Origin of the sequence: Sphingomonas sp. Leaf33, assembly GCF_001421785.1 — a bacterium.
Lineage (GTDB): Bacteria > Pseudomonadota > Alphaproteobacteria > Sphingomonadales > Sphingomonadaceae > Sphingomonas.
Genome location: NZ_LMLB01000017.1, coordinates 312,176 through 333,654, shown reverse-complemented (window position 1 = coordinate 333,654; position 21,479 = coordinate 312,176). Strand labels below are relative to the sequence as shown.

The 21,479-nt window shown below is 63.1% G+C and carries 31 protein-coding genes; 10 read left to right on the top strand and 21 right to left on the bottom strand.

What is annotated here, in order from left to right; all coding sequences use genetic code 11:
- Positions 1–56: 56 nt before the first annotated feature.
- Positions 57–764 carry a hypothetical protein gene (locus ASE86_RS14750; protein ID WP_156347205.1) on the bottom strand — a complete coding sequence of 236 codons (708 nt, stop codon included), beginning with the start codon at positions 762–764 and terminating at the stop codon, positions 57–59.
- 3 nt (positions 765–767) lie between these two features.
- On the bottom strand, positions 768–1,151 hold the full coding sequence (locus ASE86_RS14745) for a hypothetical protein (protein ID WP_156347204.1): 384 nt from the start codon (positions 1,149–1,151) through the stop codon (positions 768–770).
- Positions 1,152–1,283: 132 nt separating this feature from the next.
- On the opposite strand from ASE86_RS14745, the gene ASE86_RS15825 reads away from it, so the two are divergent.
- Entirely contained in the window at positions 1,284–1,535 is a 252-nt protein-coding gene (locus ASE86_RS15825) for a helix-turn-helix domain-containing protein (RefSeq protein WP_082441959.1), read from the top strand.
- Here ASE86_RS15825 and ASE86_RS16130 read toward each other — a convergent pair.
- Together ASE86_RS16130 and ASE86_RS14740 are read right to left on the bottom strand one after the other, a co-directional pair.
- Positions 1,510–1,773: a hypothetical protein gene (locus ASE86_RS16130; RefSeq protein WP_156347203.1), complete on the bottom strand. Its 264-nt coding sequence runs from the start codon at positions 1,771–1,773 to the stop codon at positions 1,510–1,512. The genes ASE86_RS15825 and ASE86_RS16130 overlap by 26 nt on opposite strands.
- Positions 1,774–1,947: 174 nt before the next feature.
- Complete coding sequence (locus ASE86_RS14740; RefSeq protein WP_162233346.1) at positions 1,948–2,940, bottom strand: transposase; 993 nt, start codon at positions 2,938–2,940, stop codon at positions 1,948–1,950.
- A gap of 608 nt (positions 2,941–3,548) precedes the next feature.
- Here ASE86_RS14740 and ASE86_RS14735 point away from each other — a divergent pair.
- Positions 3,549–3,752 (top strand): hypothetical protein, encoded by a 204-nt coding sequence (locus ASE86_RS14735; RefSeq protein ID WP_056428560.1) that lies wholly within the window; start codon positions 3,549–3,551, stop codon positions 3,750–3,752.
- A 9-nt stretch (positions 3,753–3,761) separates the two neighbouring features.
- Positions 3,762–4,280, top strand: coding sequence for a hypothetical protein (locus ASE86_RS14730; RefSeq protein ID WP_056428557.1), 519 nt, complete (start codon positions 3,762–3,764; stop codon positions 4,278–4,280).
- 118 nt (positions 4,281–4,398) lie between these two features.
- Here the strand turns inward: ASE86_RS14730 and ASE86_RS14725 are convergent, their stop codons facing one another.
- Positions 4,399–4,797: a VOC family protein gene (locus ASE86_RS14725; RefSeq protein ID WP_039097455.1), complete on the bottom strand. Its 399-nt coding sequence runs from the start codon at positions 4,795–4,797 to the stop codon at positions 4,399–4,401.
- Positions 4,798–4,951: 154 nt separating this feature from the next.
- On the opposite strand from ASE86_RS14725, the gene ASE86_RS14720 reads away from it, so the two are divergent.
- The 3 genes from ASE86_RS14720 to ASE86_RS16125 all read left to right on the top strand — a co-directional run bounded on the left by ASE86_RS14720 (position 4,952) and on the right by ASE86_RS16125 (position 6,936).
- Positions 4,952–5,572, top strand: coding sequence for an SOS response-associated peptidase (locus tag ASE86_RS14720; RefSeq protein ID WP_082441958.1), 621 nt, complete (start codon positions 4,952–4,954; stop codon positions 5,570–5,572).
- A gap of 127 nt (positions 5,573–5,699) precedes the next feature.
- Positions 5,700–6,614 carry an endonuclease/exonuclease/phosphatase family protein gene (locus ASE86_RS14715; protein WP_056428550.1) on the top strand — a complete coding sequence of 305 codons (915 nt, stop codon included), beginning with the start codon at positions 5,700–5,702 and terminating at the stop codon, positions 6,612–6,614.
- Between the two features lie 142 nt (positions 6,615–6,756).
- Positions 6,757–6,936 (top strand): hypothetical protein, encoded by a 180-nt coding sequence (locus ASE86_RS16125; RefSeq protein ID WP_156347202.1) that lies wholly within the window; start codon positions 6,757–6,759, stop codon positions 6,934–6,936.
- 12 nt (positions 6,937–6,948) lie between these two features.
- Here ASE86_RS16125 and ASE86_RS14710 read toward each other — a convergent pair whose 3' ends face one another.
- The 5 genes from ASE86_RS14710 to ASE86_RS16255 form a co-directional block, all read right to left on the bottom strand.
- On the bottom strand, positions 6,949–7,728 hold the full coding sequence (locus tag ASE86_RS14710) for a hypothetical protein (protein WP_056428547.1): 780 nt from the start codon (positions 7,726–7,728) through the stop codon (positions 6,949–6,951).
- Positions 7,725–10,364: a tape measure protein gene (locus tag ASE86_RS14705; protein ID WP_056428544.1), complete on the bottom strand. Its 2,640-nt coding sequence runs from the start codon at positions 10,362–10,364 to the stop codon at positions 7,725–7,727. The genes ASE86_RS14710 and ASE86_RS14705 overlap by 4 nt, the downstream gene beginning before the upstream one ends.
- A gap of 3 nt (positions 10,365–10,367) precedes the next feature.
- On the bottom strand, positions 10,368–10,763 hold the full coding sequence (locus ASE86_RS14700; RefSeq protein WP_056428541.1) for a hypothetical protein: 396 nt from the start codon (positions 10,761–10,763) through the stop codon (positions 10,368–10,370).
- A gap of 163 nt (positions 10,764–10,926) precedes the next feature.
- Positions 10,927–11,529, bottom strand: coding sequence for a GTA-gp10 family protein (locus ASE86_RS14695; protein ID WP_056428539.1), 603 nt, complete (start codon positions 11,527–11,529; stop codon positions 10,927–10,929).
- Entirely contained in the window at positions 11,526–12,182 is a 657-nt protein-coding gene (locus tag ASE86_RS16255; protein ID WP_056428536.1) for a hypothetical protein, read from the bottom strand. Before ASE86_RS16255 ends, ASE86_RS14695 begins: the two co-directional genes overlap by 4 nt.
- Before the next feature lie 179 nt (positions 12,183–12,361).
- Here ASE86_RS16255 and ASE86_RS16120 point away from each other — a divergent pair, with 179 nt between their 5' ends.
- The gene (locus tag ASE86_RS16120) at positions 12,362–12,847 is read left to right on the top strand and encodes a hypothetical protein (RefSeq protein WP_156347200.1); all 486 of its coding nucleotides are present in this window, start codon (positions 12,362–12,364) and stop codon (positions 12,845–12,847) included.
- A gap of 54 nt (positions 12,848–12,901) precedes the next feature.
- On the opposite strand, the gene ASE86_RS14685 is transcribed toward ASE86_RS16120, so the two are convergent.
- The 3 genes from ASE86_RS14685 to ASE86_RS16700 form a co-directional block, all read right to left on the bottom strand.
- The gene (locus ASE86_RS14685) at positions 12,902–13,903 is read right to left on the bottom strand and encodes a PDZ domain-containing protein (RefSeq protein WP_235524133.1); all 1,002 of its coding nucleotides are present in this window, start codon (positions 13,901–13,903) and stop codon (positions 12,902–12,904) included.
- Complete coding sequence (locus ASE86_RS16705) at positions 13,891–14,016, bottom strand: HGGxSTG domain-containing protein (RefSeq protein WP_414881296.1); 126 nt, start codon at positions 14,014–14,016, stop codon at positions 13,891–13,893. Before ASE86_RS16705 ends, ASE86_RS14685 begins: the two co-directional genes overlap by 13 nt.
- A 209-nt stretch (positions 14,017–14,225) precedes the next feature.
- Complete coding sequence (locus tag ASE86_RS16700) at positions 14,226–14,387, bottom strand: hypothetical protein (RefSeq protein ID WP_414881299.1); 162 nt, start codon at positions 14,385–14,387, stop codon at positions 14,226–14,228.
- Positions 14,388–14,529: 142 nt separating this feature from the next.
- Here ASE86_RS16700 and ASE86_RS16695 point away from each other — a divergent pair, with 142 nt between their 5' ends.
- Positions 14,530–14,685 (top strand): hypothetical protein, encoded by a 156-nt coding sequence (locus ASE86_RS16695; RefSeq protein WP_414881294.1) that lies wholly within the window; start codon positions 14,530–14,532, stop codon positions 14,683–14,685.
- Positions 14,686–15,134: 449 nt separating this feature from the next.
- Here ASE86_RS16695 and ASE86_RS14680 read toward each other — a convergent pair whose 3' ends face one another.
- From ASE86_RS14680 to ASE86_RS14640, 8 genes are all read right to left on the bottom strand, one after another.
- On the bottom strand, positions 15,135–16,556 hold the full coding sequence (locus tag ASE86_RS14680) for an AAA family ATPase (protein WP_235524147.1): 1,422 nt from the start codon (positions 16,554–16,556) through the stop codon (positions 15,135–15,137).
- Positions 16,557–16,567: 11 nt separating this feature from the next.
- A complete protein-coding gene (locus tag ASE86_RS14675; RefSeq protein ID WP_082441955.1) occupies positions 16,568–17,491 on the bottom strand; it encodes a CHC2 zinc finger domain-containing protein in 924 nt (307 codons plus the stop codon).
- Positions 17,488–17,799 (bottom strand): hypothetical protein, encoded by a 312-nt coding sequence (locus tag ASE86_RS14670; RefSeq protein WP_056429103.1) that lies wholly within the window; start codon positions 17,797–17,799, stop codon positions 17,488–17,490. The genes ASE86_RS14675 and ASE86_RS14670 overlap by 4 nt, the downstream gene beginning before the upstream one ends.
- Before the next feature lie 189 nt (positions 17,800–17,988).
- The gene (locus tag ASE86_RS14665) at positions 17,989–18,261 is read right to left on the bottom strand and encodes a hypothetical protein (RefSeq protein WP_056428529.1); all 273 of its coding nucleotides are present in this window, start codon (positions 18,259–18,261) and stop codon (positions 17,989–17,991) included.
- Positions 18,258–18,572, bottom strand: coding sequence for a hypothetical protein (locus tag ASE86_RS14660; protein WP_056428526.1), 315 nt, complete (start codon positions 18,570–18,572; stop codon positions 18,258–18,260). The genes ASE86_RS14665 and ASE86_RS14660 overlap by 4 nt, the downstream gene beginning before the upstream one ends.
- A gap of 211 nt (positions 18,573–18,783) precedes the next feature.
- Positions 18,784–18,969, bottom strand: a complete 186-nt coding sequence (locus ASE86_RS14655) for a hypothetical protein (protein WP_056428523.1) — start codon at positions 18,967–18,969, stop codon at positions 18,784–18,786.
- Positions 18,970–19,047: 78 nt separating this feature from the next.
- Positions 19,048–19,665: a hypothetical protein gene (locus ASE86_RS16110; RefSeq protein WP_156347198.1), complete on the bottom strand. Its 618-nt coding sequence runs from the start codon at positions 19,663–19,665 to the stop codon at positions 19,048–19,050.
- A 25-nt stretch (positions 19,666–19,690) separates the two neighbouring features.
- Entirely contained in the window at positions 19,691–20,854 is a 1,164-nt protein-coding gene (locus ASE86_RS14640) for a tyrosine-type recombinase/integrase (protein ID WP_162233345.1), read from the bottom strand.
- A 37-nt stretch (positions 20,855–20,891) separates the two neighbouring features.
- Here ASE86_RS14640 and ASE86_RS16105 point away from each other — a divergent pair, with 37 nt between their 5' ends.
- Together ASE86_RS16105 and ASE86_RS14635 are read left to right on the top strand one after the other, a co-directional pair.
- The gene (locus ASE86_RS16105; protein WP_156347197.1) at positions 20,892–21,182 is read left to right on the top strand and encodes a hypothetical protein; all 291 of its coding nucleotides are present in this window, start codon (positions 20,892–20,894) and stop codon (positions 21,180–21,182) included.
- A gap of 17 nt (positions 21,183–21,199) precedes the next feature.
- Positions 21,200–21,448: a hypothetical protein gene (locus ASE86_RS14635; RefSeq protein WP_056428510.1), complete on the top strand. Its 249-nt coding sequence runs from the start codon at positions 21,200–21,202 to the stop codon at positions 21,446–21,448.
- Positions 21,449–21,479: the final 31 nt, after the last annotated feature.

The following is a 21,479-nucleotide window of genomic DNA, read 5'->3' as shown; positions in this document are numbered from 1 at the left end:
CCGAGCATGCAGAACGGCGATGGTGGATGGTGCCTCGCTGGCAGATGTAGGCGCGCTCATGCCGTCGCCCCCGCCGCCAGCCGCTTGATGTCAGCAGCAAGGGCGGCGAACTCGTACTCGCCGGGCTCGTCATCGTCTTTCTCGATGAATGCTACCTTGGCAGCCATGTCGGCTACCCCCTGCGATGGGCTGGCGAGGACCGCGCGCCATAGGTTGACCGAGCGATCGGCTAGGCTGGCGGCGCGGGCTTCCAACTTTGCGAGTTGGTGCCGCTTCCTCGCCGCCAGGCGATATGCAGCCAATCGCGCTTTTTGCTCGGCGATCACCCCGTCACGACGCTGATGAAGGGCGTGAAGCTCGCGGAAGGCTTGGCGCCAAGTTTCATCGCCCATGTCCGCCCAAGTCGGATCATTGACGACCCTGTCGGCCGAGGCACGCGAGCCAACGCTGTTCGTCGACAGCCGAATCTCTTTCTCGTCCCAATTAACGAAGGTGGTCTCGACCTGTTCGTGCGGCGGTTCCGGTTCCTTCGGGTATAGCGCGAGATCGGCCGCAAAAGCCTCACATGCGGGCGAGTGGACGGCCACGTCGAAACGCTCGCATTCAGCGGCTGCACGAAGGTGAAGCGTCATCACGCGCTGAAGGCGTGGACTAACAGACGGTTCGGCTGGCGGAGCCGTGGTGCTTGCTTGCGCGGCAATCGGCACGACGGCGAGTAGGCTTGCGCCCGCGATGAAGCTGCGGCGGCTGGGCTGATGCGTCATGGCTCAGCCCCCCTGCGTCATAGAAGTGGACGCGCCGGAGCGTGCCAGTTCGATCGCTTCGGTCACGCCCGGCTGGTTGCACCAGTCGCGGAACGCCTCAGCGCCTTCCTCACCCAGGCGGTCATACTGATCGAGGGCGGTGCGGCCGATGCGGGAGCGGATCGCCTCCAGCCGCTCGACACGTCGGCCAGCGTATTCGAACCAGCGGTCACGAACGCGGCCAAAGGCTTCGCTGCGCCAGACACCCTTCGGCGGGCTCTCGACGCAACTTGAGAGAAGCATCTGCGCGTGGGGGTCTTCGGTCCAGCGCGCGCTCGATGCGAAGGTCCCCACGGGCGCAGGGGTATCCGCACCGCGCGCAGCGGTGCTAAGAGCGGCAACAGCCATAATCGTCTCCTCAACAGACGGTTTTGGTCAGACCGGGCGTGGGGGGCCTAATCCCCACGTCCGGTCGACTGATCGCTTTCATATCACCGTGAACGGTGGCGAACAAGTGCGAACTGATCTATTCCCGATCACATGATCAGTGTGGACCAATGCCGGGCTGGCAGAGCCTTGCTCGACTGGTCCGCCCAGGCACTTGCCGACAAGGCAGGTATTGGCGTCGCAACGGTTCGACGGTTCGAAGCCGGTTCAGCGATCGCAGCCGGATCGCTTGCTGCTATCAGCGATGCCATGATGTCCGCCGGGGTCACTTTCATCGCCGCCGGGGAGTCGTCCCCGGACGGCGGTGAAGGCGCTCGGCTCACATCGCCTTCTTCCGGGGGGTGAGCACCATCTTCAGCGGCTGATGCACCGCGATGTGGCACGGCACGCACAGCGCCTTCATGTGCTGCCAGTCGTATCGATTAGGGTGCCCCTTCGGCAGTTCGTGATGGGCTTCGGCCGAGGGACGGCTGTTGCACCGATGGCAGACGGGATGTGCATCGAGATAGAGCTTGTTGCGCTTCTGACGGCTGTTGGGGGTCGTGGTCCGCCCGCGGCCACGCCAGTTTCGTGGATTTGACATTTCATTTTCTCCTATGCCCAAAATGGACACAGGAATTCGCTCCGCTCACCCTGATCGGCTAGCGCCGAACCGCGTGCTGCCACTGCCTTACCGAAGCCGTTGTTAACTACACGCCCCACAATACTACGGTGGGAGCAGCCCCCCGCGCGCGCGCGCGGGCTGTGGGATGCATGGTTAACGACAGCCGGGACAGCGCCAGAAAACACCAGCCGCTTGCCTCACTTCGAACGCCGCGGGCGGACCGAATACAGGGCCGATCGCTTGGTCGCACCCTTCGCCCGCGCAGAGGAGGATGTCCTCCCCGATGGAGCGGGAGCCATACACGCTCACCAGCCGCAGCAGGTCGAGGTTCTGAACACCGTTCCGGACCCGCACCCGCTTCCGGATCTCGCCGTTGTGCTGCTCAAGGCCGTTTGTAGTCACACCACGCCAACGGCCATCGCTACGTCGTGTGGTGGTCTGGAAATAGTTCGTGATCAACGTCCAGTTATTCGTCAGGTGCGCCTCGAACGTCTCGTAATCTGGCAGCGCAGCGAACGTCTCGGTATGCCGACGAAAGCGATCCAGCCAGGGCAGTGCCTCAGCTAAGGTTGGCGCACTGTAGAACCGGATAAGATCGTGTCGCGCCCAAAAGGCCAGCCGGATCACGCGGTGGGACTTCAGTATGGATACGAGGTCGTCGTAAAAGTCCAAGCGGCGCTGCCCGCCCTTAGCCGTCCGCCTCGTCCGTCTCAGTCGCTTGTTAACCGCCATCAAGCCGGGCTTGAAGTCATAGATCGTGTTGCCTCGGTCGGTTTCGCCGGCCTTCCGCAGCCTGTCTATCTCGCGGTTAATTACTTGCGAAAGCACCTTCTGGAAGCGCTGCACGACATGCCACTTATCGGCGACGTAGAGGGCATTGGGGAATTGCAGGCGTGCTACGCTGGTGTTCGTGCGATGGAGGTCGGCGACGAATATTCTAACCGCGGCGACGTCCAGGCGATCCATCACCCATTGCCGGATAGGCTCTGACCGCATTGACGGTATGAATCCGATCGGCCGGCCTGTGATCCCGTCCGCGACGACCATGTATTCTTCGCCGCGGATCTTAATCCCGTCCATCGCGAGAACTGAAGGGGTAGGGAATCGGTGGCCACTGTCGAGGCGCTGGCTCAGTTCGATCGCCATCTGCCAGAGCGTTGAAGGCGGGATGCCTGTCTGCTCCGTGATTTTCGTGAACGGTTCCCGCGCGAGCAGCCGAAGGACGTGCGCATGTAGGCGCTTCGTAATGTCATATCGCGGATGCGTGTCCGGCCCTCGCTCCGTGAACGTCTTTGCGGCCAGAGGGTCACCGCCGCCCTTACAGACCGCGCACTCGAACCGCCGCCTACGAACATGCAGTTCAACCGGCACGCCGTGCGGGAGGTCGCGGACCGGCCATCTATCGCCGTGCAGGAACCCGCGGCTGTGGATACGACCATGTGGGCCGCACGTGGGACACGCTGCCCGGGTGTCGAGCGTAACATCCAGCCGCCGCTTCTGCCCCGGCGGGTGTGCTCGATCGACACTGAAGCTGTTGGGTAGGAAATGCAGCGACATACCCACGCAACGATAGGTTTGCCCGGTTAAATCCCGGTTCGCAAATGCGCCATCCGCCTGCGCAATTGTGCACCGACTTGTGCATTTGCGCAGGCTTGATCGGAATTGCGCAGCCTCCGGGTTGAAGTTCGTTCTCTAATTGTTCTAGCTGGGCCGGCGCCGCGACTTGCGGCGATTCGACGATATGGAGCCTTGGCATGGAGCACGATCTCCGGCTGCGTGCGGCTGCGCGCGCGATCTACGACGCCTGCTACCCGAGCGAGGAATGGGCACCTGTCGGCTTCGACGAGGCCGAACGATGCCGCACCATCCACTACCGCCAAGCTGTCGGCGCCGCGCAGCAGGCTCGAGCTGCGTTGGCGTCGCAGGGCGAGCAGCTACCGCTTCTCGTCTTCGCGTAAACGGCGGATGTGGTTGGCGACCCGAAAACCCTGCACGACCTGTATCGCATCGAGGCGCAGGTCCGTGTCACCTGCCGCAGTTGCAAAGCGACCGAGGTGTGGGAACTTGGCGCGCTGATCGACGAGGTGCGGTCGAACGGCGGCAACACTGACTGGCGGGCAGCTCGGTCGGCGATCAAGTGTCCGCATCGGTGCGCGTCGCCGATGATCCACCTGCTGCCGATACCCTACGGCAAGCAGCGCGCGCGACGACGCGCCCATCGACATGCGCTTATCAACTTGGCGCTACAGATCCTGCGCGATGCCGCGCACCGGTCGGCGGATATGCCAGTCGGCACCATCGAGGTTCGGCTGGCTCTGCACGTCCTACGCCCGTTCGTTCGCGAGCAGGCGCTCCTCACCAATTATTGGAGAGCCGCCACCCTTGAGCCTCGGCACCCGTGGAGCAGCTGTCACAAGCCCTATCGCGCGATCGTCCAGCGGCTGGTCGCGATGAAGGCCGACGTAGAGCCCGACAACATGCCGTGAAGCCGAAGGTCCGCTATTGGGCGAAAGCGGAACGCCCGCTTCTGGTTGGTAAGCGGACATTCGCGCGATCGCAAAATCCGGTTCCGCTAGCGTCAAAAGCGGAACCGTGCCGAACAGATCAGGCAGGAAAATGAATTCCGCATAGTTTGTTGCCGTCTGGGTCGCGAAAATAGGCAAGTTCGACTGTCCCCAGCGATGCCGTATTACGCGGGCCGGGCGGGGCTTCGATCGAGGTGCCGCCGTTGGCGACCGCGGTATCATGAAGCTGCTTCACTTGTTCAGGCGAGTTGCACGAAAAGGCGACTGTGCTGCCGTTGGCGACGCTTGCCGGTTCGTCGTTAATCGGCTGGCTGACGATGAAGTTGGTTCCGTTGCCATTATTATAGATCAGTCGTGTATGGCCGCTGTCGGCGATGTTCCGCGCCCCTTCGCCTGCCCCCAAGGTGGCGAGCACCGTGTCGTAGAAGCGCTTCGACCGTTCAATGTCGTTCGATCCGACCATGGTGTGGAAAAGCATGCATACTCTCCTTGACGCTGATCGACTTCCGATCGCCATCAGCCTTCTCACCTAACCGGCCGATGAGACGCGGTCACCCCCGGGTCGTCGCAATGTCCGCGATTGGGCGCAAGACGACATTGGCGAACATCGCTGGCGGTGACATGATCGCGGCATGTGCAACCGTTACCGTATGTCCGCCAGCCAAGCCGATCTCGCGCGACGCTATGGGATCGAGGTGCCTTATCCCGAGGACGAGAGCTATCCGCCGGGTGAGCTTTTCCCCGACAAACCGGCGTGGGTCGTGCGCGAAGAGGAAGGTCGGCGCATTCTCGACGTCATGTCATGGGGCGTCCCGACGCAGGTCCCTGGAAAGCGCATCGACAAGGTGACGGGCAAGCCGGCGATGCTGACGAAGAGCGTGACTAACGTCCGCAATCTGAACAGCCCATTCTGGCGGTCGATGCTCGACAAGCCGTCGCAGCGATGCCTGGTCCCGGTCACCACCTTTAGCGAGTATGGGCAGGTCCGCGGCGAGGACGGCCGATTGCCTCTTCACTGGTTCGACGTGCCCAGCCGCCCGATCTTTAGCTTTGCCGGTATCTGGCGGCCATCGACTGCCGGGATCACCTTCGCCTTTCTGACGTGCGAACCCAACTCGGTCGTTGGCCCGATCCACCCCAAGGCGATGCCGGTCATCCTGGACGACGAGGACGAGCAGCGGTGGCTGAACGGTGCGCCAGCCGCTGAACTGGCCCAGCCCTATCCGGCCCAGCTCATGACGATCGACCGGTGATCCTGAAGACGCTCCAGCGGGCGTGGGGCGCGTTCCTCTGGTTGCTTGTAATGCTGTCCTGCCTATTCTGGTTCTTCTTTCCCCCGTGGGGCGCATAGCCAGCGGGGTCACGTCAGGATCGGATCGCATGTTCAAGGCACACGCTCTCGCGCTCGCGGTCCTCGCGGCTGGTATTTCCGGCTGCGCGTTGAACAAGGCGCCTTCCGCGTCATTGACCGCGGCGAAGTCGATACGGGTCGCGACCTGGAACATGGAGCACTTGGCCGAAGCGAACGGGGTCGGTTGCCGTCCCCGCACCGATGCGGACTATGCCCGGATGCGGAGCGACGCGGCGGCGTTGAACGCGGACGTCATCGCGTTCCAGGAAGTGGAAACGAAGGCGGCGGCCGAGCGAGTCTTCGACCCCGCCCTCTATGATGTCGTGATCTCCGGCAGGCCGATGAGCGGGCGAGGTGGCGCGTGCAACGGTAAGTCCGGCCTATCCATTCGCCAGCAGGACGTGGGCTTCGCTATCCGAAAGGGCGTCGATTGGTCCCGCAATCCCGATGTGCAAGCCCTCGGCCTGGGCAATCCCGATCTGCGTTGGGGCGTCGACATCACCGTGCGCGGGTCGAAGCCCCTTCGACTGCTGGCCGTGCACCTGAAGTCGGGCTGCAATATCGGCCGCGACTTTGCGGACACCGACTGCCCGGTGCTATTCAGCCAAGAGCCGGTGTTGAAGAAGTGGATCGAGGATCGCGTGCGCACGAGTGAGGCCTTCGCCATCTTGGGCGACTGGAATCGCCGGCTGTCGTCGGCTGGCGACCAGTTCTTCGCGGCACTCGACCGGGCGCAGCCGAAAGCTGCGGATCTAACGCTTACGAACGACGGGCGATCCGCGACGTGCAACCCGCGATACCGCGACTTCATCGACTATATCGTTGCCGGCGCCGATGCCGCAAAGCTGATCGTGCCGGGATCGTTCGCTGAATACACCTATGGGGTGCCGGTCGAGCAGCACCCGTCCGATCATTGCCCGGTGTCGGTGAGCTTCCGTGCCTAGATACTGGGGTTAAAAACCATCGGCGTCTGCCGCGGCGTCGAACCGCAATATCAAGCGAGATTTTAGGCAGGCGATGCACCGACATGCACAGCCTTTTCTGCCCGATCGGTGACCGATGTTGCTTGTGCCTAGGGCGGCTGGCATGCTTGAAACCGGAGAAGCTATGTCAGTCGCAAAGATCGTCGCCGGCGTGGTTATCGGCAACCTAATCACTGCCGTCATCCTCTGGCTGATCGCCAGCTTCATGGTCGAATCGTGGAAAGCCGACGCCATCGTCGACCGGGCGAATCAGCAATACGAGGCCATGAACTCGACCAACTGACGCTGGCTGGCGTCATGCTGCGAGCCTGACGGTCCCGTCGTCGCGAAGGCGGCGGGTCACGCTTTCGATGCTTTCCGCACCGGCCGGCTCAAGCCGGCGGCCAATCTCGTCCGGCCAGGTCCGTAGGATTCGGTGTGAAATCCCGCTTGCAGACACGGTCGTCAGTTCCGCGAAGCCACCGACAACGTATTGAAATCCGTCTCCATCAGCGCTGAGGTCGCAGGGGACGAGGCGTTGTGCTTCAATGATCGCGAGGCCGGCGGCAGCTGGGTAAAGCTCGTTCACCGCGGCGGGATCGGGAATGCTGCGACCGACCGCCTTTTCGATGTCGACCGGCGGCGCGCAACTGAGCGGGGCGGCCACGAAGGGCTCATACTGCACATAACCGGGAAGGTGGGAGATGCCGACCTGATCCTGCGGGTAACGTGCAGGTAGGGGGCTGGCGATACCAACGGACCATGCTTGGCGGGCATCAGACCAGCCGGCCGCGACCAGTTCTAGGCCCAGATGGGGGAAGCCCGCATCGGGGACCGACGTGCGCACCGCGAGGTCGAAGAACGCAAGCGCCGAAGGAATTGTATCGATCACGTCATCGAACGACCTGCAGGACGCGAAAATTTCCTCGAACGGCTCGAATGCCCCGATCCCGCGAAGCGCGAAAACCGTTTCGGCGCGAGGAAGCTGCCGCACTTTCGAGCCGATCAGCCCTAATGTCCCATCGCGCTCATAGTGCGCACCGTCGGTGATCAGATGCACGGCTTCCGCCTGCTGAATAATGATGATCGAACTCATGCCTTCGCCCTCCAGGGTTCAAGTGATCCGCCTGCGGTCGCTATCGGGCCAAAGCCGAGATCCTCGGCTGGCGGAGCCGCGGTGCCGAAGATCAACCCGGCGAGCGCTCGTAGACCGCCGCCACCGCCTCCACCCCCGGAACCCGCGCCATCGAACAGGGCATTCGCGAGCGGCTTAATCACGGCCTGCTGGATAGCGATCCGCAACAAGTCGCCGATGATCTGGTCGGCGACGTCGCTGAACACATCGCCAAGGCTCTTCGCCCCGGTAATCGCATCCACAAGCCCATCGTTCAATCGATCCAGACCACGGGCGCCGACCGCCTCTATGTCGTCGCCAATCTGTGCGCTCGTCTTGTTGATCTCGCGCATGTAGCGCTCGCCGGGGCTCTCGGTGTCGCGTCGAACGCCCTTCGTCTCCAGGACACGCCGCTCCTCTAGGTCGGCAAGCCGCTTGCGGGCTGCCGCGATCCGATCGGTGTCGCCAGCGATTTCGGCCTGTGCAAGTTCCTCCGCAATGCCGGCTCGTTCCAAACGGTAGGCGATGTCTACCCGGCGAAGTTCGATGTCCCGGCGTTCTGCCGAGCTATCGGCTAGTCGCGCCTTCAGTTGCAGTTGTGCGTCCTCGTCACGAAGCGCCTGAGCCGTCAGGGTTAGCTGCTGCTGACGGAGGCGGTCAGCTTCACGGTCGGCGATCTGTTGAACACGAAGGCCCGCGACCTGGTTGTTGATCTCGACCAGCTTTTGACGCTGGGCATCGTTCAAGGATTCGTTGTTGCCGATCTCGCGCTCGTTCACGGCGCGCATCGCTTCAATGACCCGCTTTTCCAGATCGGCGCGGTCAGCGGCGTTCTGCGTCGTCTGCGCCAGTTCCTGGAGATAGCCGACCTGAGCGTTGGCGATGTCGGCATCGATTCGCTGCTGCGCCTCGCGGCGCTGGTCCGCGCTGCCCGACGTGCTGGACGTCGAGCCGGCCGATGTTCTCCCGCGGCCGGCTGATGTGCGGGCGGGGGCGGGCGCAGACGAAGCCTTGGGCACGTAAGAGGTTAGGGGAGCCGCGCGAGCAGCACGAAGCTGACGTTGCAGGTCGACGCTGACCGCAACCTGTTTCGTGTAGGCGTCGTTGGCTTCACGATCAGTTCGGCCGCCCGACAGGAAGTTACGTAGCGATCCAGTCGCGGCGCGTCCGATGATCCCCGCGTTATTCAGGAAATCGCCCCTGCGAAAATCACCCGCGCTGGCGTTCCTTCCGGCTGGTGTGCGCCGGCCCAACTCAACCTCGGCCGTCCGCGAATCGGCTAGGCGCTTCTCAAGCATTTCGGTTCGCGCCGTTCGCGCTGCCTGAGCCTGGCGATAGAGCTGGTCGGCGAGGTCCTCAACCGCACCGGCGAAGGCGCGCACCTTGGGTTCGGCGGAAGCGGCACCATCACCGACCGAGCGTGAGCCATCACCGGCGGCCCTGGCACCGGCTTCAGTCGCCTCCAGCCGGCCACGCATCTCGTCGAACTGCGTGTTGGCTTGTCGCACCAGCGAATCGGTTGTGGCGATCTCTGCCGCCATGCTTCCGATCGCGGCCGTCACCGCGAGGATAGCGCCATTGATCGCCAGCGCCCGCGCGAGCGCACCCATAGCGAAGCCGGCGACTTCGGCTCGGGTTGTCAGGCCGAGCAACGCCGCGTCCGTCCGCACAGTGGCGAGGGTCGCCGCGCCAGCCGCCACAACGTATTTCACTCCCATCGCTGCACCGACGATGGCCAGCGCGGGGATAAGGCTGTCGAGGTTCTCGGCGATCTTACCGATGCCAGCGGCCAGCGCGGCCTGCGCGCCGCTCGATTGGGCGGCTTCTCCGACATAGACGGTCAGCGCGTTCTTCAGTTGGGTGAAAGCGCCGGCGAGCGAAAGGGTCGACAGTTCAGCCCGCTTGATCACGTCGCCCGAGCCGGTGAGGATCGCCGAGAAAAGCTCTTGCGAGGCGACCGTGCCGTTCTTCACGTCAGCCGTGAGTTTCGCGACCGAGCCACCCCACCGATCGGAACCAGCCGCAGCCGCTTCCAACAGCGGATACATGCCGTCGAGCAGGCTGTTATATTCCTCCGCCTGAACCTTGCCGCCGCGAAGTGCCTGCCCAAGCTGCAGTAGCGCGCCACCAGCTTCGCTCGCCGATTGGCCCGACACGCGGAGGGAAGCGGACACAACGTCGGTCAGCTTGAAAATCTGCTCCTGGCTCGCGCCCAGCTCCTTCGAAGCGTTCGTCAGCGAACCGAACAGCTGCCCCAAGGTGCCTATCTCCACCCCGTATTTTTGGGCGGTGGCGAATAGCCGTTCTTGGACCGCGGACAGGTCGCTCGACGCCACGCCGGCTACGCGAAGCGAATTCTGAAACTGGGTGAACGAGTTGGTCAGAGCGATGATTTCTCGCCCGGAGAAATACCCGCCGATCGCCCCCGCCATGCGCTTGAAGGCGGCGCTGGCACCCGCGCTGTCGGACTCCATCTGCTTGCGCATAGCCGCGCTCGCCCGCTTCATCTGCTCGGCTTCGGTCGTGAACTGTGCGCGTGCACCTTTCATCGCGCGTTCGAGCTTGTCGGTGCGCGCCATGATGTCGAGGATGAGCGGGTCGGTATAGACGGCTGGCATCGGCTATCTCCGGAAATGCTTGCGGAGCGCGCGATTGATCGCCTTCGCCGTTAGTTGCTGAGCCTCGCGAGCCTTCCGATCACGAGCGGGGCGCATAAATGGTCGCTCGGCCATTCGGCTGGTCCCGTATTCCAATGGGATCGAATGCGCCGCGGTGCTCACTACCTGCACCGTCAAGGGCGAAGGCTGGCGCACCTCGATCCCGTTGGCGAGGTCGCCATCGTCGTTGTTCGGTGCCTCGCCGGGCTTCGACGGCACGTGGTTCTTTCCCGACACCGACCCTGCGGTGATCGAAATCTGCGCCTCAACCGCGATCATCGACCCGATGGCGAACATGCCGCTGGCCACCTCGCTGATGATCGTGTCCGTCACCGTATCGAAGCGTTCGAATTTTCCCATCAGCGAGGCTTCTTCGTCCGTGCGGCGCGCTTCAGGACGCCAGCCGCGCGAGCCTCCTTCACGATAGCCGGGGCGACGTCATAGGAATGGTCGCCGAGGTAGCGAACCATAGTCGTGGGCGACTCCCCGCGGTCCCAGCGCTTCGTAAAGGTGACGACCGGCACTAGGCGGACTTTTCGCCCGCGGCTGGATCAGCCGACATCGTGGCGTCAGCACCAGCATGGGAGATCGCATCGACCTGGCCGGCGAGGGTGTAGGATGGACGGACCGCTGTTTTCGAAGTCGTCCCGTCCTCCTCGGGACGCTGCATGCGTCCGTGCACCAGCGTGTGCAGGATCATGTAGGCGAGGTCCCAGCTGGCTTCGACGGGCGCCGGCGCGAGATACACGTCGACCAGTTGCTTCGCGCGGGTCGCATCGATCCGGACCTGCATCCCATCGACGATGGCTGTGCCGCCGCCGATAAGCGCCAGCCTGATCGTCTCCAGGCATTCGTGCAGCGAAGCAGCGCCTTCGACGCTGAACCCGACGGACTTACCCTCCAGCTCGTAGCGTCCCCTCGCCACAGAACCGTAGATCGCTATGATCGCTCGGCCGTTGCACTTCTCTTCCAGCTCACGGTCCAGCGCGATCGGCAGGAAGAAGCGATAAGTGCCGTCGAACACGTCCATCCACAGGTCCGTGCGATGGCGCGGATCGTAGCGAGGGATTTCCAGCACGGTGCCGTTGGCGAACTCGATGCGCTGAGCGGGGCGGGTATCGGTCAAGCTGCTGCTCCGGAACTGGTTGATGCGGGCGATGGAGGGCCGAAAATCGTCCACGACAGGATTATGCTCGCGAGCTTGCGGGCGTGTTCGACCGGACGATTCAAGATGTGCACGTCGAGGAAGCGCTGCGCTTGTGCGCGATCCACGCTCACCAGCTCCCCACCGATGACCGCCATCCCGCCGCCGATCAGCGCCTGCCGCAGCACTTCGACGCATTCCGACGCCGAGCCCGCCGGAGAGGATGGACCGAAAGGAAGCGGCGCGTCGGCCATCTCGTTCCACCCGCCGGATAGGTCGTCATGCATCTTGTAGATGGATTTCGGCTGGGCCGATCCGTTTGGGTCGGGGCCAGCGAAGGCTTCTTCCAGCTCGGCGATCCGCGGCAGATTCAGAAGAAGTCGATATGCCCCGCCTGCGGTCTTGAGCCAAGTGCCGGCGGTCGGAACATGGAAGTTGCCATCATCATCGCGCTTCGCTTGGCCTACGCGGTCGGCGACACCACGATACCGTTCCGATCGCATCGTCGGGCGGGCAGGAATTCCGCTCACCTGCGAACGCTCGCGCCGGAGTTCGTCGCCGCCGCACTCTTCGACCCATCGGGCGATGCAACGGTAGTTGGTCCGATAGTGGTCGGCGATGCCGTCCCACCCCATGCGGATGTAGGTTTCGCAAAAGTCTCGCGGAGCCGGCCGATAAGGGCGCTGAGTGCCGGTGTCGGGCTGACGCCGCAGAGAAGATGATGTATCCGCCACAAGGAATTACTTCCCCGAAAACGTAATAACCGTTACCGCCGTCTGGATACGAGCGTTCGGTTTCCGCAGTCGGAGGGGGCATGGCTTACATACCCGTTGAACAGCTTAAGGTCGTTTCGATTTCTCAGGTGCAAGGACCGGCTTTATTCTGGACTAATCGTCCGGATAGAGATCCGATGCTGGTAACCGCTGAGGCGGACAGAATGTTCGTTCTAGTAAGTGGGAGTGATGTCGGACGTTCCGGCCGCGTCGCGGACGTTCGTCTAAACGGCTACGCAGTCGAAAACCTTCGTTTTGAGGTCGATCAGTCTAGCCAGTTTCTTCCCGCTTTCACTGAAGAGCCTGTCGGCGCCATCATTGTCGGTCCAGCAGGTGTGCGGATCTCTACCGTCTACCGCGACAGTCACGGATTTGATGAGGTGCGCGATTTTCCTCTTCTGGGCGAGCTACTCCCAGGTGATCAAGCGCGTGATATTGGCTTCTCGAAATGGCGCGCGGTTATCGGGGAGGGGCAGCAGCGAACAGTCATACTTGAATTCGAGTCGTCTACGAAGGGCAACCGCTGAGAAGGCCTTCGTCACCGACCCCTGCAGCCCGCTCTTCACCGCTTAAGGCTGGCCTTAGCGATCGAGCAACTTCTTTTTCTGGGCGTCGAACTCGGCATCCGTCAGAAGCCCCTGCTCCTTCAGCTTAGCCAGCTTGGCGAGTTCATCTGCGATCGACATCCCGCCAGCCGGAACCGGCGTTACTGGTTCCGACACCGCGGCAACCCCTTGGGTGATAGGTGCTCGGAACGCTCTTGGCACCAGCACCTTCATGGATTTGCCGGCACGCGTAACCTGCACTTCGTAATTCTCAGTCTTTGCCGCCTTTGCAGTTGCATCGAGATAATCGTCGGTGTTCTTGAACTGCTTTCCGGCGATATGAGTAACGAGGTCACCGACCTGAAGGCCCGCCTTCGACGCTGCACTGTCCGGTTCGACAGCCGTCAGGCGGAACGACACCAATTTGCCCTGCTGCACATTGTCAGCTTGCACGCCGAGGGCGGCATGATTCGGGAACGTAGTGCCTACCGGGTAAGCGCCGCCGGCCGCGGCCATGAACGACATCACGCTGTTCTGAAATTCGGGACCGGAGAAATCAGTTCGCTTCATCTGGCCGAACGCCATCTGAAGCTCCATCCAGCCGGACGCCTGGACACGCGATACTCCATTCACCTCAGCAACATTGAACCGAAAGAAGCGGCGCGGAGGAGTTGAGTAGCTGTTCCCCATCAGCATCTGGCCAAGCAACGACTGACCAAAGTTCATGGGGGCCTCGCAGACCAGCTCCGTCTGCGTCGATGAAGTGACCGTCCAGCGCGCATCTATGCACTTGCTCGACAGCTTACCGATGGTGGTCGCCGGCTTTTCGCCGAAAGCCATTTCCGCCATGCCAGACGGGGTCACCGCTAGGAACTCGTCGGCCAGAGCGGGCGAGGCCGCGCACAGTGCGATTGCGGCCAACAGGCCCTTCAGCTTCGTCATCACATTACCCCCCGGTTGATCCGTGAGCATGCTATAGTTCTTGTCCAAATTACAGGCGGAAATAGCAGCCAGAATAGTTTGAATCACTTCTCCCATCGCCTGGCTAAGTTCGCTCTCGCCCGCTTGATCCCGGCCGCAGTGGTCGGGCCGGTGCTTGCGCCCCCGTGAAAGCGACAGCGACCGCTCGGACAAAGATCCGACGCTTGCATGGGGCACCAGCCCGCGTCTTCGCGCCGCAGTTGAGCGCCCGCATGGTCGAGTGCACCTCGAGTTCCGGCAGGTGCGGCATGCGTGCGAGGTCACGATTAAGCGCCGCATACTCCGCCATCAGCGCTCGGTAAGCGGCTGGTCGACGCGTTGTTACGGTCGGAACCCCACCAATGCGCGCGCTACCCCGGTCAACGTCTGCGCGGCGTGGTCAGATGTATCGGTCATCGGCCAGATCACGCCTCATCACCCGAATGGCGCGGCGAAGCTCGATCATCTCGCGGCTCCAATGACCGTGCTTCAGCGCGTTCTGGTTTCCGGGCCGCGCGCCGGGCGACAGCCCGCCGTGGATTCGACACCGCCCGTTTCGCATCGCCGGGGATTGGCACGCCGTTCCGCGTCGGGTCCGGGCTAGGCAGCGCCGGGCGGCCTTGAGCGCTTGCGGCTGCGGCACTCTGTTCATGAGGTCGTTCCTCGGTTTTCGGCAGGATCCCCGGTCCCCCCGGGGCGTGGTGATGGACGTCTCCGACGATCGCCTGGGCGCCCGGCTGGACCGTGACGTGCTCCACACGAACAGTCTGCTGCCCCTTGCCGCGCATTCGAGCGAGCGCCTCGATTTGCGCTGTGAAGGTTCGCTGCAGCTTCACCGCGAGATTGCCGTAGAGCTGTAGCTGATCGACCCGGGTGGTGGTCTTCGCGCGACACAGCATCGCCATCGAAAGCGCGTGACAGCCCACCATCTGGGTGGCCAAGGCGCCTTCAAGCTCATCTTTCGGATCGATCGCCCCCAACAGCGCCAAGTTGGCATTCATGCCAGCGACGTCAGGCTCGCCTGCGGTTGCTGTTCCCCCGGTCGCCAACTGAAGGGAATAGAGTTGTTGCATCAGGAACGAGGTCGAGGTGGTGCCGAGCGATGCATGCAGCCATGCGGAATGACCCACGTCGTCAGAATGAGTGGGCGCCATCTCCGACTTGCCGTCTTCGTCCTTTTCCACGGCCATAAAAGGTCGGCGAGGTAGCGCGTCGTGCTTTACCCGCGCTCGCTCGATCGCGGCCCGTGTGAGCGGCCCCGGCGCAACTTTCGCGATAGTTGCCTTCGCCGTCTTCGGTTTCGCCTTCGTCATGCTCGTGCTCCGTTGTCCTGCTCGCCGCTTTCTGTCCGCCCCAGCGCGGGGTTCGATTTCCACACCTTCGCAGGCGCGTCCGAACCTCGCTTCCCCACCACCTCCCCCATAGGGGAGGAGGTGTGGTGTGGAGACGAAGGTTCCCTACCACCCACACCGTTCCACACCTTGGGTGTGGAGGTGGGGGCGACGCCTTGAAGCGCCCATTCACCCACCTCGACAAAGGTGCGGGGCATGCTCTTCGCGTCCTTGCCTTCGACCTTGATCAGGGCACCGGTGGCGAGCCAGGTTCGCAGCAGGGCATTAATCTTCGCTCGGTCGGCCTTGGCTTCGCTTTCCGCGCTGAGGTCGAGGACTTCGGCGACGGCCTTGCCGACCCATTCCTTGGCCTGGACGTCAGCTCGCCACTGACCGGTCTCGATCCGCTGCTGCACCCGATAGAGGTGATCGGCGGTGACGCCGTCGAAGGCATCAGGTGGCGACCAGCGGGTGACAACACCAACGCTGTCGCCTTCCTCGCCGAAGGGATCATCCTGCCCGATCGAGTTGTCGACATTCTGCGATGCGAGGCGATACCACTGCGCGTCCTCGGCGGGTGCACGGTTCGCCTTGTCGTCCTGCACCGTGAAGAGCCGGCGACGTTCCTTGTCCTCGGCGATACCGAATCGCTGCGCCTCATCCTTGTCCATCCGGTTCAGGACCAAGGTGACCCGAGCCGCCGACACGAGCGCGCTGGCGCCCCGCGAAGATTCCGCAGTCACCTTCTCGTTGCCCAGCTTCTTTGAGTGGTGGACGAGGACGATCGAGCAGGCGGCTCGCTTGGCGATGCCCGCCCAGGTCTTCACCACGGCATCAACGGCGCTGTTATCGTTTTCTGACACGCCGTGCGACGACACGAACGGGTCGATGACCAGGACGTCGATCTTCCGCGCCAGGAGCTCCGCTATCAGTGCTTCGACGACGGGGATGGCGATGCTGTAGCCATCACGATCCTCGATCGCGATCCGCAGCTCCGAGCCTTCCGGGCCGCTGTCGAGGAAGATGCGGTCGCCGCACTCGTCCTGCCCCACGCCGTGGAACATCGACGCCGCCACAAGCTGCATCTCAAGCTCGTCGATGCCGTCCTCCAGGTTCCAATACCAAACCCGCTTCGGGGCGACCCACACCGTCTTGCCGAGAATGTCCCGGCGCCCGCTCGCCAACGACAGCAGCATCGAGGCGACGAACGACGACTTGCCGACCCCGCCGGGCGCGACGATGGCGGACACCGTGCCGAGTAGGAGCCATCGTCCCCACACCCAAGGTCGGCGGGGTAGGGAGCGATGATCAGGCCACCGGAAAGGGGACGCGAAGATCTTCACGGGCTCGGCGGCCACGGGGCTGACGAAGGGCTGCGCGGTATCGAACCGCGCCTGCATCGACGCGGCGTTCACGAGCGCGTCCCCAATAGCTCGGCGTTGAAGTCCTTGAATCCCGCGGCTGGCCGCATGATTCGCACCCTGCGACCGACGGCCGCGAAAGCATGGGCAGCCTTGTTGGCCGCGGTTTCGCCGGCAGCGTCCCCATCGGCACCAATGACGACGGCGCGGGTGACGTCAGCCAATTCCATGCGGGGCAGCATAGACGTGCCGGCCGACACCCAGACCGACCGCCCGAGCGCCTGGGCGAGCGTCAAGCCATCCTCCAGCCCCTCCGTGACGACGAGGCTGGCGACGGGCGGGCCAAGCTGGATCGCGCCACCGGCAACCCTGCCGAGCGACAGCTTCACCTCGAGGACATCAGCCTTGCGACCCTCCTCGGTTAAGAACGTGCGCTGGATCCCGGTGAGGTCGCCTGCCAGATCGCACACCGCGGCGACGAGTGCCGGACGACGACCCTGCTCCTGCGGGTAGCGGAGATGGGCGAACCGAAGGGTGTGCGGCAGATCCATCGTGATACCACGGGAGCGAAGATAGGCTTCGGCCGGGGTGCCGGCGATCGCCGACGCGGCGTCCCAGATCGACCGTGCCGCCTTCGACCAGTCAGCCTTGGGGGTGGCGACGACGCGCTGCTGCTCGAGTTCGCGCAACGCTCCGCCGTCCAGCATCTCGACCGCGGCGATCAGCTTCACCCCATAGGCGCGTTGAACGAAGTCGAGGACGTCGCCTTCGGCGCCGCAGCCGAAACACTGGAAGCGGCGGTCATCGGCATAGACGGTGAAGCTCGGCGACTTATCGGGATGGAAGGGGCAACACCCCTTCAACTCGCGACCAGCCCGCGCGAGCTTCACGCCGGCCTGCCTTGCCACACCCGAAACCGGAAATCGGTCGCGGATGTCGGCACAGACGGTGGAGATGTCGATCGGCGCCCTCATGACACCACTCCTATCAGGCGGTTCGCCACCCAGACGATCGCCCGTTTGCCATTGGCGTTCAGGCGACGTGCGCCGCTATCGCGGATAAGCCCACGCTCGCGAAGTTCGGACGTGCGCGGCTGGATCGAATCGCGGTCGATACGCACACGCGCGGACAGCTCATTGGTCGTTAAACCGCGGGCGCCAGCCGCTCGGATTGCCGAGAGGGCGATGCGTTGCAGTCGCCCCACCGACAGATCGATGTCCCGCGCCGCTGCGATTGACGTTTCCACCCCGCGGTGGCCGGGGCCAGCTGGATATTCAAGCATTTGCCCCTCCATCGCTGAACGGGGGGAGGCCGTGCCGGTCGAGCAGAATTCGCAACCAATCTCTCTGCTTCTGCGTCAGCGGGTTGGCATCAAACGCCAGCCCCCCGAGGAATTGCCCCTCTCGGGGGCGCAGGGTGGCGCCACTGGTGAGTAGTGCCATTGCTGCTGGACGGTGGTCGGTAAACGCCGTCATGCGTCGCCTCCGCTTCGGTCGAAGAGACACGCAGCCGCGTCGGTGGCTTCACGCTCCCGCTTCGCCATCTCGACGATCATGCCGCCCAGGCCCACGAGCATTGCGGCATCGGCGAATGGAATGCGTCCGCGCTGGTCAGCAAGGAACTGGGCAAGCTGCTGTGCGTGAGCAAGCCAGAAGCCCGACACATCCCAGTCGGCTGGCAACCGGGTCTCTTCCTGCATCAGGCTCAAAAATTCCGCAGCTTCCTCTGTGACAAATTTCGTCATGCGGCACGCGGCGGCTGGGGGATAAGTCCCAGACGTCCTTCCAGATGCTCGACATAGCCAAGCACGAGATGAAGCGAGGCCACCGACACATCGACACCGCCGTCCGTCCGACCACTGCTCGCCTGCTTCAAATGCAGGATGGCGGTGTCGATCCAGCCGCGGGCCTGGGTGATGTCGTCGGCCTGGCCCATCGCCCAAGCGACATGCCCGTGCAGCGCATTGAACCGTTCCGTCTCGGGAAGGTGATCGACGCCGGCGAGAAACTCGTCGACCGATTGCGGTCGGCGGCCGAACGGAAGAATATCAGCCATGAGCCGTCTCCCAGCAGAGGTCGGCAACAACGCGGGCGCGGCGCTCGGTTAGCCCGAAACGGTCAGCGAGGCGTTGCGCGCGGCGGGCGGCAAGGCTATATTCGTCAGCGCTGTTGATGACGAAATTCGTGGAGGCCTGCACCGTTGGCGCGGTGCGGGCCTTTCGCGTCTTAGTGGGCGACGCTACCCGTGCTGCTGATGCCATGACGGATCACGCCGCAAGCTGTTCGAGCAGCTTCGCCTTAAACCGGCTCAAGCTGCGTCCAGTGATCATCGACTTTCCGTCGAGCTTCAGCAGTTCCAGATCACCCCGGGCAACGAGCTGATACAGCTTCGTCCGCCCGATGTTCCCGAGATCCGCGCGCGCTTGGTGAACCGACAAAAAGGGCTCGTCCATCGTTTGTCTCCTTATGGCCGCTGGCGAACAGCAGCGGACGAGAAGAAGATGGAGGACGAGACCGCTCTTGCCGGGACGCTAGATTTGCGAACCGGGGGGTGTTTCTTGCGAAAATGCTTCGGTGAGGACGAAAATGCGGGTCTCTGCGGGCAGTTGCATCCCCATGAGGCGTGGGATCACGAGCCGCGCCTCGCCAGCCTCGACGGCGTGCGATAGCCATTCGTGGTCGTCGAAAAGCAGAGTTCGCAGCTCATCAATCTGAACGCTGCGAGGGACTGAACCCTCTGCGAAAAAACGCAGGCGCGATGTCTTGCTAAGCATCGACCGAAAACCCGCAGCCATATGAACGACTGGCAGAAAAGGCTTCCACACGGTCTTCTTGTCTCGACCAGCGAGAGAAACAGACAGCGGTCGCGCATACTCGCGCGCAGGATCGTTCGGGTCCAGGTCCGCGCGACTATGATAGAGACTAGCGCGGTCAAACCAATCGCCGACCTGGACCGCATGACGAAGTTGAAGCCAGATGGTGGAAGCTGCTGACAGCACCTGATCCCGACTACGGTTGTTCCAAGGAACCTCACCTTCGAATATTGCGTGCAGGTCGCGTAGCTTCTTCATGCCGGCTGGCACATTCGTCGGCTTGGCAATCTGCGCTAGATAGCGGGCGGCACCCTCGCTGTTTTGCGGAATGGCCACCAAGTTCGCGGTGAAGGATACTGGCTTAGGAACCATTGTGCGGACCTGCGCCTGCCACAAACTTTCCCCATGCCTCCAATAGGGTGCGTCGCATGTCGATGAATTTGGTCCGCTTATAGGCGCGCACTACTTTGTCGGGCACGTCGTGCGACAGAGCGGCTTCGACGACAGGATCAGGTATCTCCGGCATCTGCTCCGCCGCCCAGTCACGAAACGAACTGCGAAAGCCATGCACGTCCCATTTCAGCCCTGCATCGCGCAGCACTTTGTTCATTGTCATGTCCGAGATCGGGTTGCCCTCGCGGTTGGGGAAGAAAAGCGCGTCCGGCTTGGCGACTCCGTCGGCCTTGATCTGTTCGAGCAAGGTGATTGCCGGCTGGCTCAGAGTGACGGTGTGCGCGACCCGCTCTTTCATAATCTCCGCGGGTCGGACCCAATCGCGCTTGCCGAAGTCCAACTGGTCCCAGCGACCGCGCCGCACTTCGACCGGACGCGACGCCGTGAGGATCAACAACTGTAGCGCGCGCCGCCCTTTCGTGGGCGCCTTGCCACTCAAGCCTGCGAAGAAAACCGGGACGTCGGCATATGGCATCGACAGGAAATTCGACCCCTTGGGCTGCTTCGGCAGGCCAACCGACACCGCCTTTCCCGGTGCCTCGGTCTTTCTCCACCCCTTCGAATGGCTGAAATTGAGCACCTGGCCGACCCGGACGCGCACCTTTCGGCCGACTTCAGGCTTGGTCGTCCAGATCGGCGCGAGCATATCGCGGATGTGCGACGCCTCGATCGTGTCGACGCGCAGGTTGCCGATCGACGGGTATGCATAGGTTTCGAGCGATGAGAGAAACACGGCGGCCGTCTTGTCCGTCCAGCTCGACTTAAAGGCGGCGTGGGCTTGCTTCGCAGCATCCCGAAAGGTCGGCGCGGCGCGTCTGTCCTTATCGCGCTCGGCAATCGGATCGCGGCCGTTGAGGGCATGCTTGCGCAGTTCGGCCGCTTTCTCACGTGCTTCGGAAAGGCTGAGGGCTGCAAGCGACCCCAAACCAACGTCACGACGCTTGCCGTCACGCTGCACCCGCAATACCCAAGATCTCGATCCGCTGGGCTTCACGAGCAGGTAAAGGCCCGCCCCATCGCCATGCCGGCCGGGCTTCGCGTTCTTGACCTGAAGGGCGTTCAGCTTCGCCATCGGTTCCCCACATTGTTCCCACATATTTACGCGGTCGGTGGCGAACGTCAACGAACAGATACGAAACGCGCGACGTGAATCAATCGGGAACGCCAAGGGCGAAGCGAACAGCCGCGAGCAGCTGCGAACATCGAGTTATGGTCCTGTAGGCGGCACCATCAACAGCTCTGATGTCTTATCGCGCAGTCGCACCCGCGACGGGCTGCCGTTTAGAATCAAGAGCTTCCTACCGCCCTCGGCCGACCAGTTCGGTCCGATACTGCGCCAGTTCCGCGACGCTGGGTTTTCGGAAAGTGCTACCTCCGGCACGCGCACGTCGATGCGCTGACATGTAGGAGATGGATCATGACGACCCGATTGTTCGGCAAACTCTGCGGCGCCGCTTTCCTGATGGCGGGCGTGATGCTCGCGGCCGACGCGCCTGCGGTCGCGCAGAGCAAGAATGCGGTGTGCCTGCGTGCGGCCACCGAGACCTGCCAGCGATCCATCGAGGGATATGCGACCTACGCCGAGTGCGTCGCCGGCGAACGGCAGTCGTGCCTCGATGGCTTCCCTGACGCACGCGTGCAGCCCGACGCGCGTCGGATCGACTAGGGACCGACGTCCGCCGACGACCGACCGGGCG

Excerpts from the sequence above, each read along its gene's own strand:
- ASE86_RS14735 (WP_056428560.1), top strand. The coding sequence starts at position 3,549 with ATGGAGCACGATCTCCGGCTGCGTGCGGCTGCGCGCGCGATCTACGAC.
- ASE86_RS16125 (WP_156347202.1), top strand. The coding sequence starts at position 6,757 with ATGCTTGAAACCGGAGAAGCTATGTCAGTCGCAAAGATCGTCGCCGGC.
- ASE86_RS16255 (WP_056428536.1), bottom strand. The coding sequence starts at position 12,182 with ATGGGGTGGGACGGCATCGCCGACCACTATCGGACCAACTACCGTTGC.
- ASE86_RS16695 (WP_414881294.1), top strand. The coding sequence starts at position 14,530 with ATGGACGTCTCCGACGATCGCCTGGGCGCCCGGCTGGACCGTGACGTG.
- ASE86_RS14660 (WP_056428526.1), bottom strand. The coding sequence starts at position 18,572 with ATGGCTGATATTCTTCCGTTCGGCCGCCGACCGCAATCGGTCGACGAG.
- ASE86_RS14720 (WP_082441958.1), top strand. The coding sequence starts at position 4,952 with ATGTGCAACCGTTACCGTATGTCCGCCAGCCAAGCCGATCTCGCGCGA.
- ASE86_RS14665 (WP_056428529.1), bottom strand. The coding sequence starts at position 18,261 with ATGACGAAATTTGTCACAGAGGAAGCTGCGGAATTTTTGAGCCTGATG.
- ASE86_RS16705 (WP_414881296.1), bottom strand. The coding sequence starts at position 14,016 with ATGCAAGCGTCGGATCTTTGTCCGAGCGGTCGCTGTCGCTTTCACGGG.
- ASE86_RS14700 (WP_056428541.1), bottom strand. The coding sequence starts at position 10,763 with ATGGGAAAATTCGAACGCTTCGATACGGTGACGGACACGATCATCAGC.
- ASE86_RS15825 (WP_082441959.1), top strand. The coding sequence starts at position 1,284 with ATGATCAGTGTGGACCAATGCCGGGCTGGCAGAGCCTTGCTCGACTGG.
- ASE86_RS14680 (WP_235524147.1), bottom strand. The coding sequence starts at position 16,556 with ATGCAGGCGCGGTTCGATACCGCGCAGCCCTTCGTCAGCCCCGTGGCC.
- ASE86_RS14725 (WP_039097455.1), bottom strand. The coding sequence starts at position 4,797 with ATGCTTTTCCACACCATGGTCGGATCGAACGACATTGAACGGTCGAAG.
- ASE86_RS16130 (WP_156347203.1), bottom strand. The coding sequence starts at position 1,773 with ATGTCAAATCCACGAAACTGGCGTGGCCGCGGGCGGACCACGACCCCC.
- ASE86_RS14685 (WP_235524133.1), bottom strand. The coding sequence starts at position 13,903 with ATGGGAGAAGTGATTCAAACTATTCTGGCTGCTATTTCCGCCTGTAAT.
- ASE86_RS16700 (WP_414881299.1), bottom strand. The coding sequence starts at position 14,387 with ATGCGAAACGGGCGGTGTCGAATCCACGGCGGGCTGTCGCCCGGCGCG.
- ASE86_RS16120 (WP_156347200.1), top strand. The coding sequence starts at position 12,362 with ATGGCTTACATACCCGTTGAACAGCTTAAGGTCGTTTCGATTTCTCAG.
- ASE86_RS14675 (WP_082441955.1), bottom strand. The coding sequence starts at position 17,491 with ATGAGGGCGCCGATCGACATCTCCACCGTCTGTGCCGACATCCGCGAC.
- ASE86_RS14655 (WP_056428523.1), bottom strand. The coding sequence starts at position 18,969 with ATGGACGAGCCCTTTTTGTCGGTTCACCAAGCGCGCGCGGATCTCGGG.
- ASE86_RS14750 (WP_156347205.1), bottom strand. The coding sequence starts at position 764 with ATGACGCATCAGCCCAGCCGCCGCAGCTTCATCGCGGGCGCAAGCCTA.
- ASE86_RS14710 (WP_056428547.1), bottom strand. The coding sequence starts at position 7,728 with ATGAGTTCGATCATCATTATTCAGCAGGCGGAAGCCGTGCATCTGATC.
- ASE86_RS14745 (WP_156347204.1), bottom strand. The coding sequence starts at position 1,151 with ATGGCTGTTGCCGCTCTTAGCACCGCTGCGCGCGGTGCGGATACCCCT.
- ASE86_RS14705 (WP_056428544.1), bottom strand. The coding sequence starts at position 10,364 with ATGCCAGCCGTCTATACCGACCCGCTCATCCTCGACATCATGGCGCGC.
- ASE86_RS14635 (WP_056428510.1), top strand. The coding sequence starts at position 21,200 with ATGACGACCCGATTGTTCGGCAAACTCTGCGGCGCCGCTTTCCTGATG.
- ASE86_RS14715 (WP_056428550.1), top strand. The coding sequence starts at position 5,700 with ATGTTCAAGGCACACGCTCTCGCGCTCGCGGTCCTCGCGGCTGGTATT.
- ASE86_RS14740 (WP_162233346.1), bottom strand. The coding sequence starts at position 2,940 with ATGGCGATCGAACTGAGCCAGCGCCTCGACAGTGGCCACCGATTCCCT.
- ASE86_RS14670 (WP_056429103.1), bottom strand. The coding sequence starts at position 17,799 with ATGCTTGAATATCCAGCTGGCCCCGGCCACCGCGGGGTGGAAACGTCA.
- ASE86_RS14640 (WP_162233345.1), bottom strand. The coding sequence starts at position 20,854 with ATGGCGAAGCTGAACGCCCTTCAGGTCAAGAACGCGAAGCCCGGCCGG.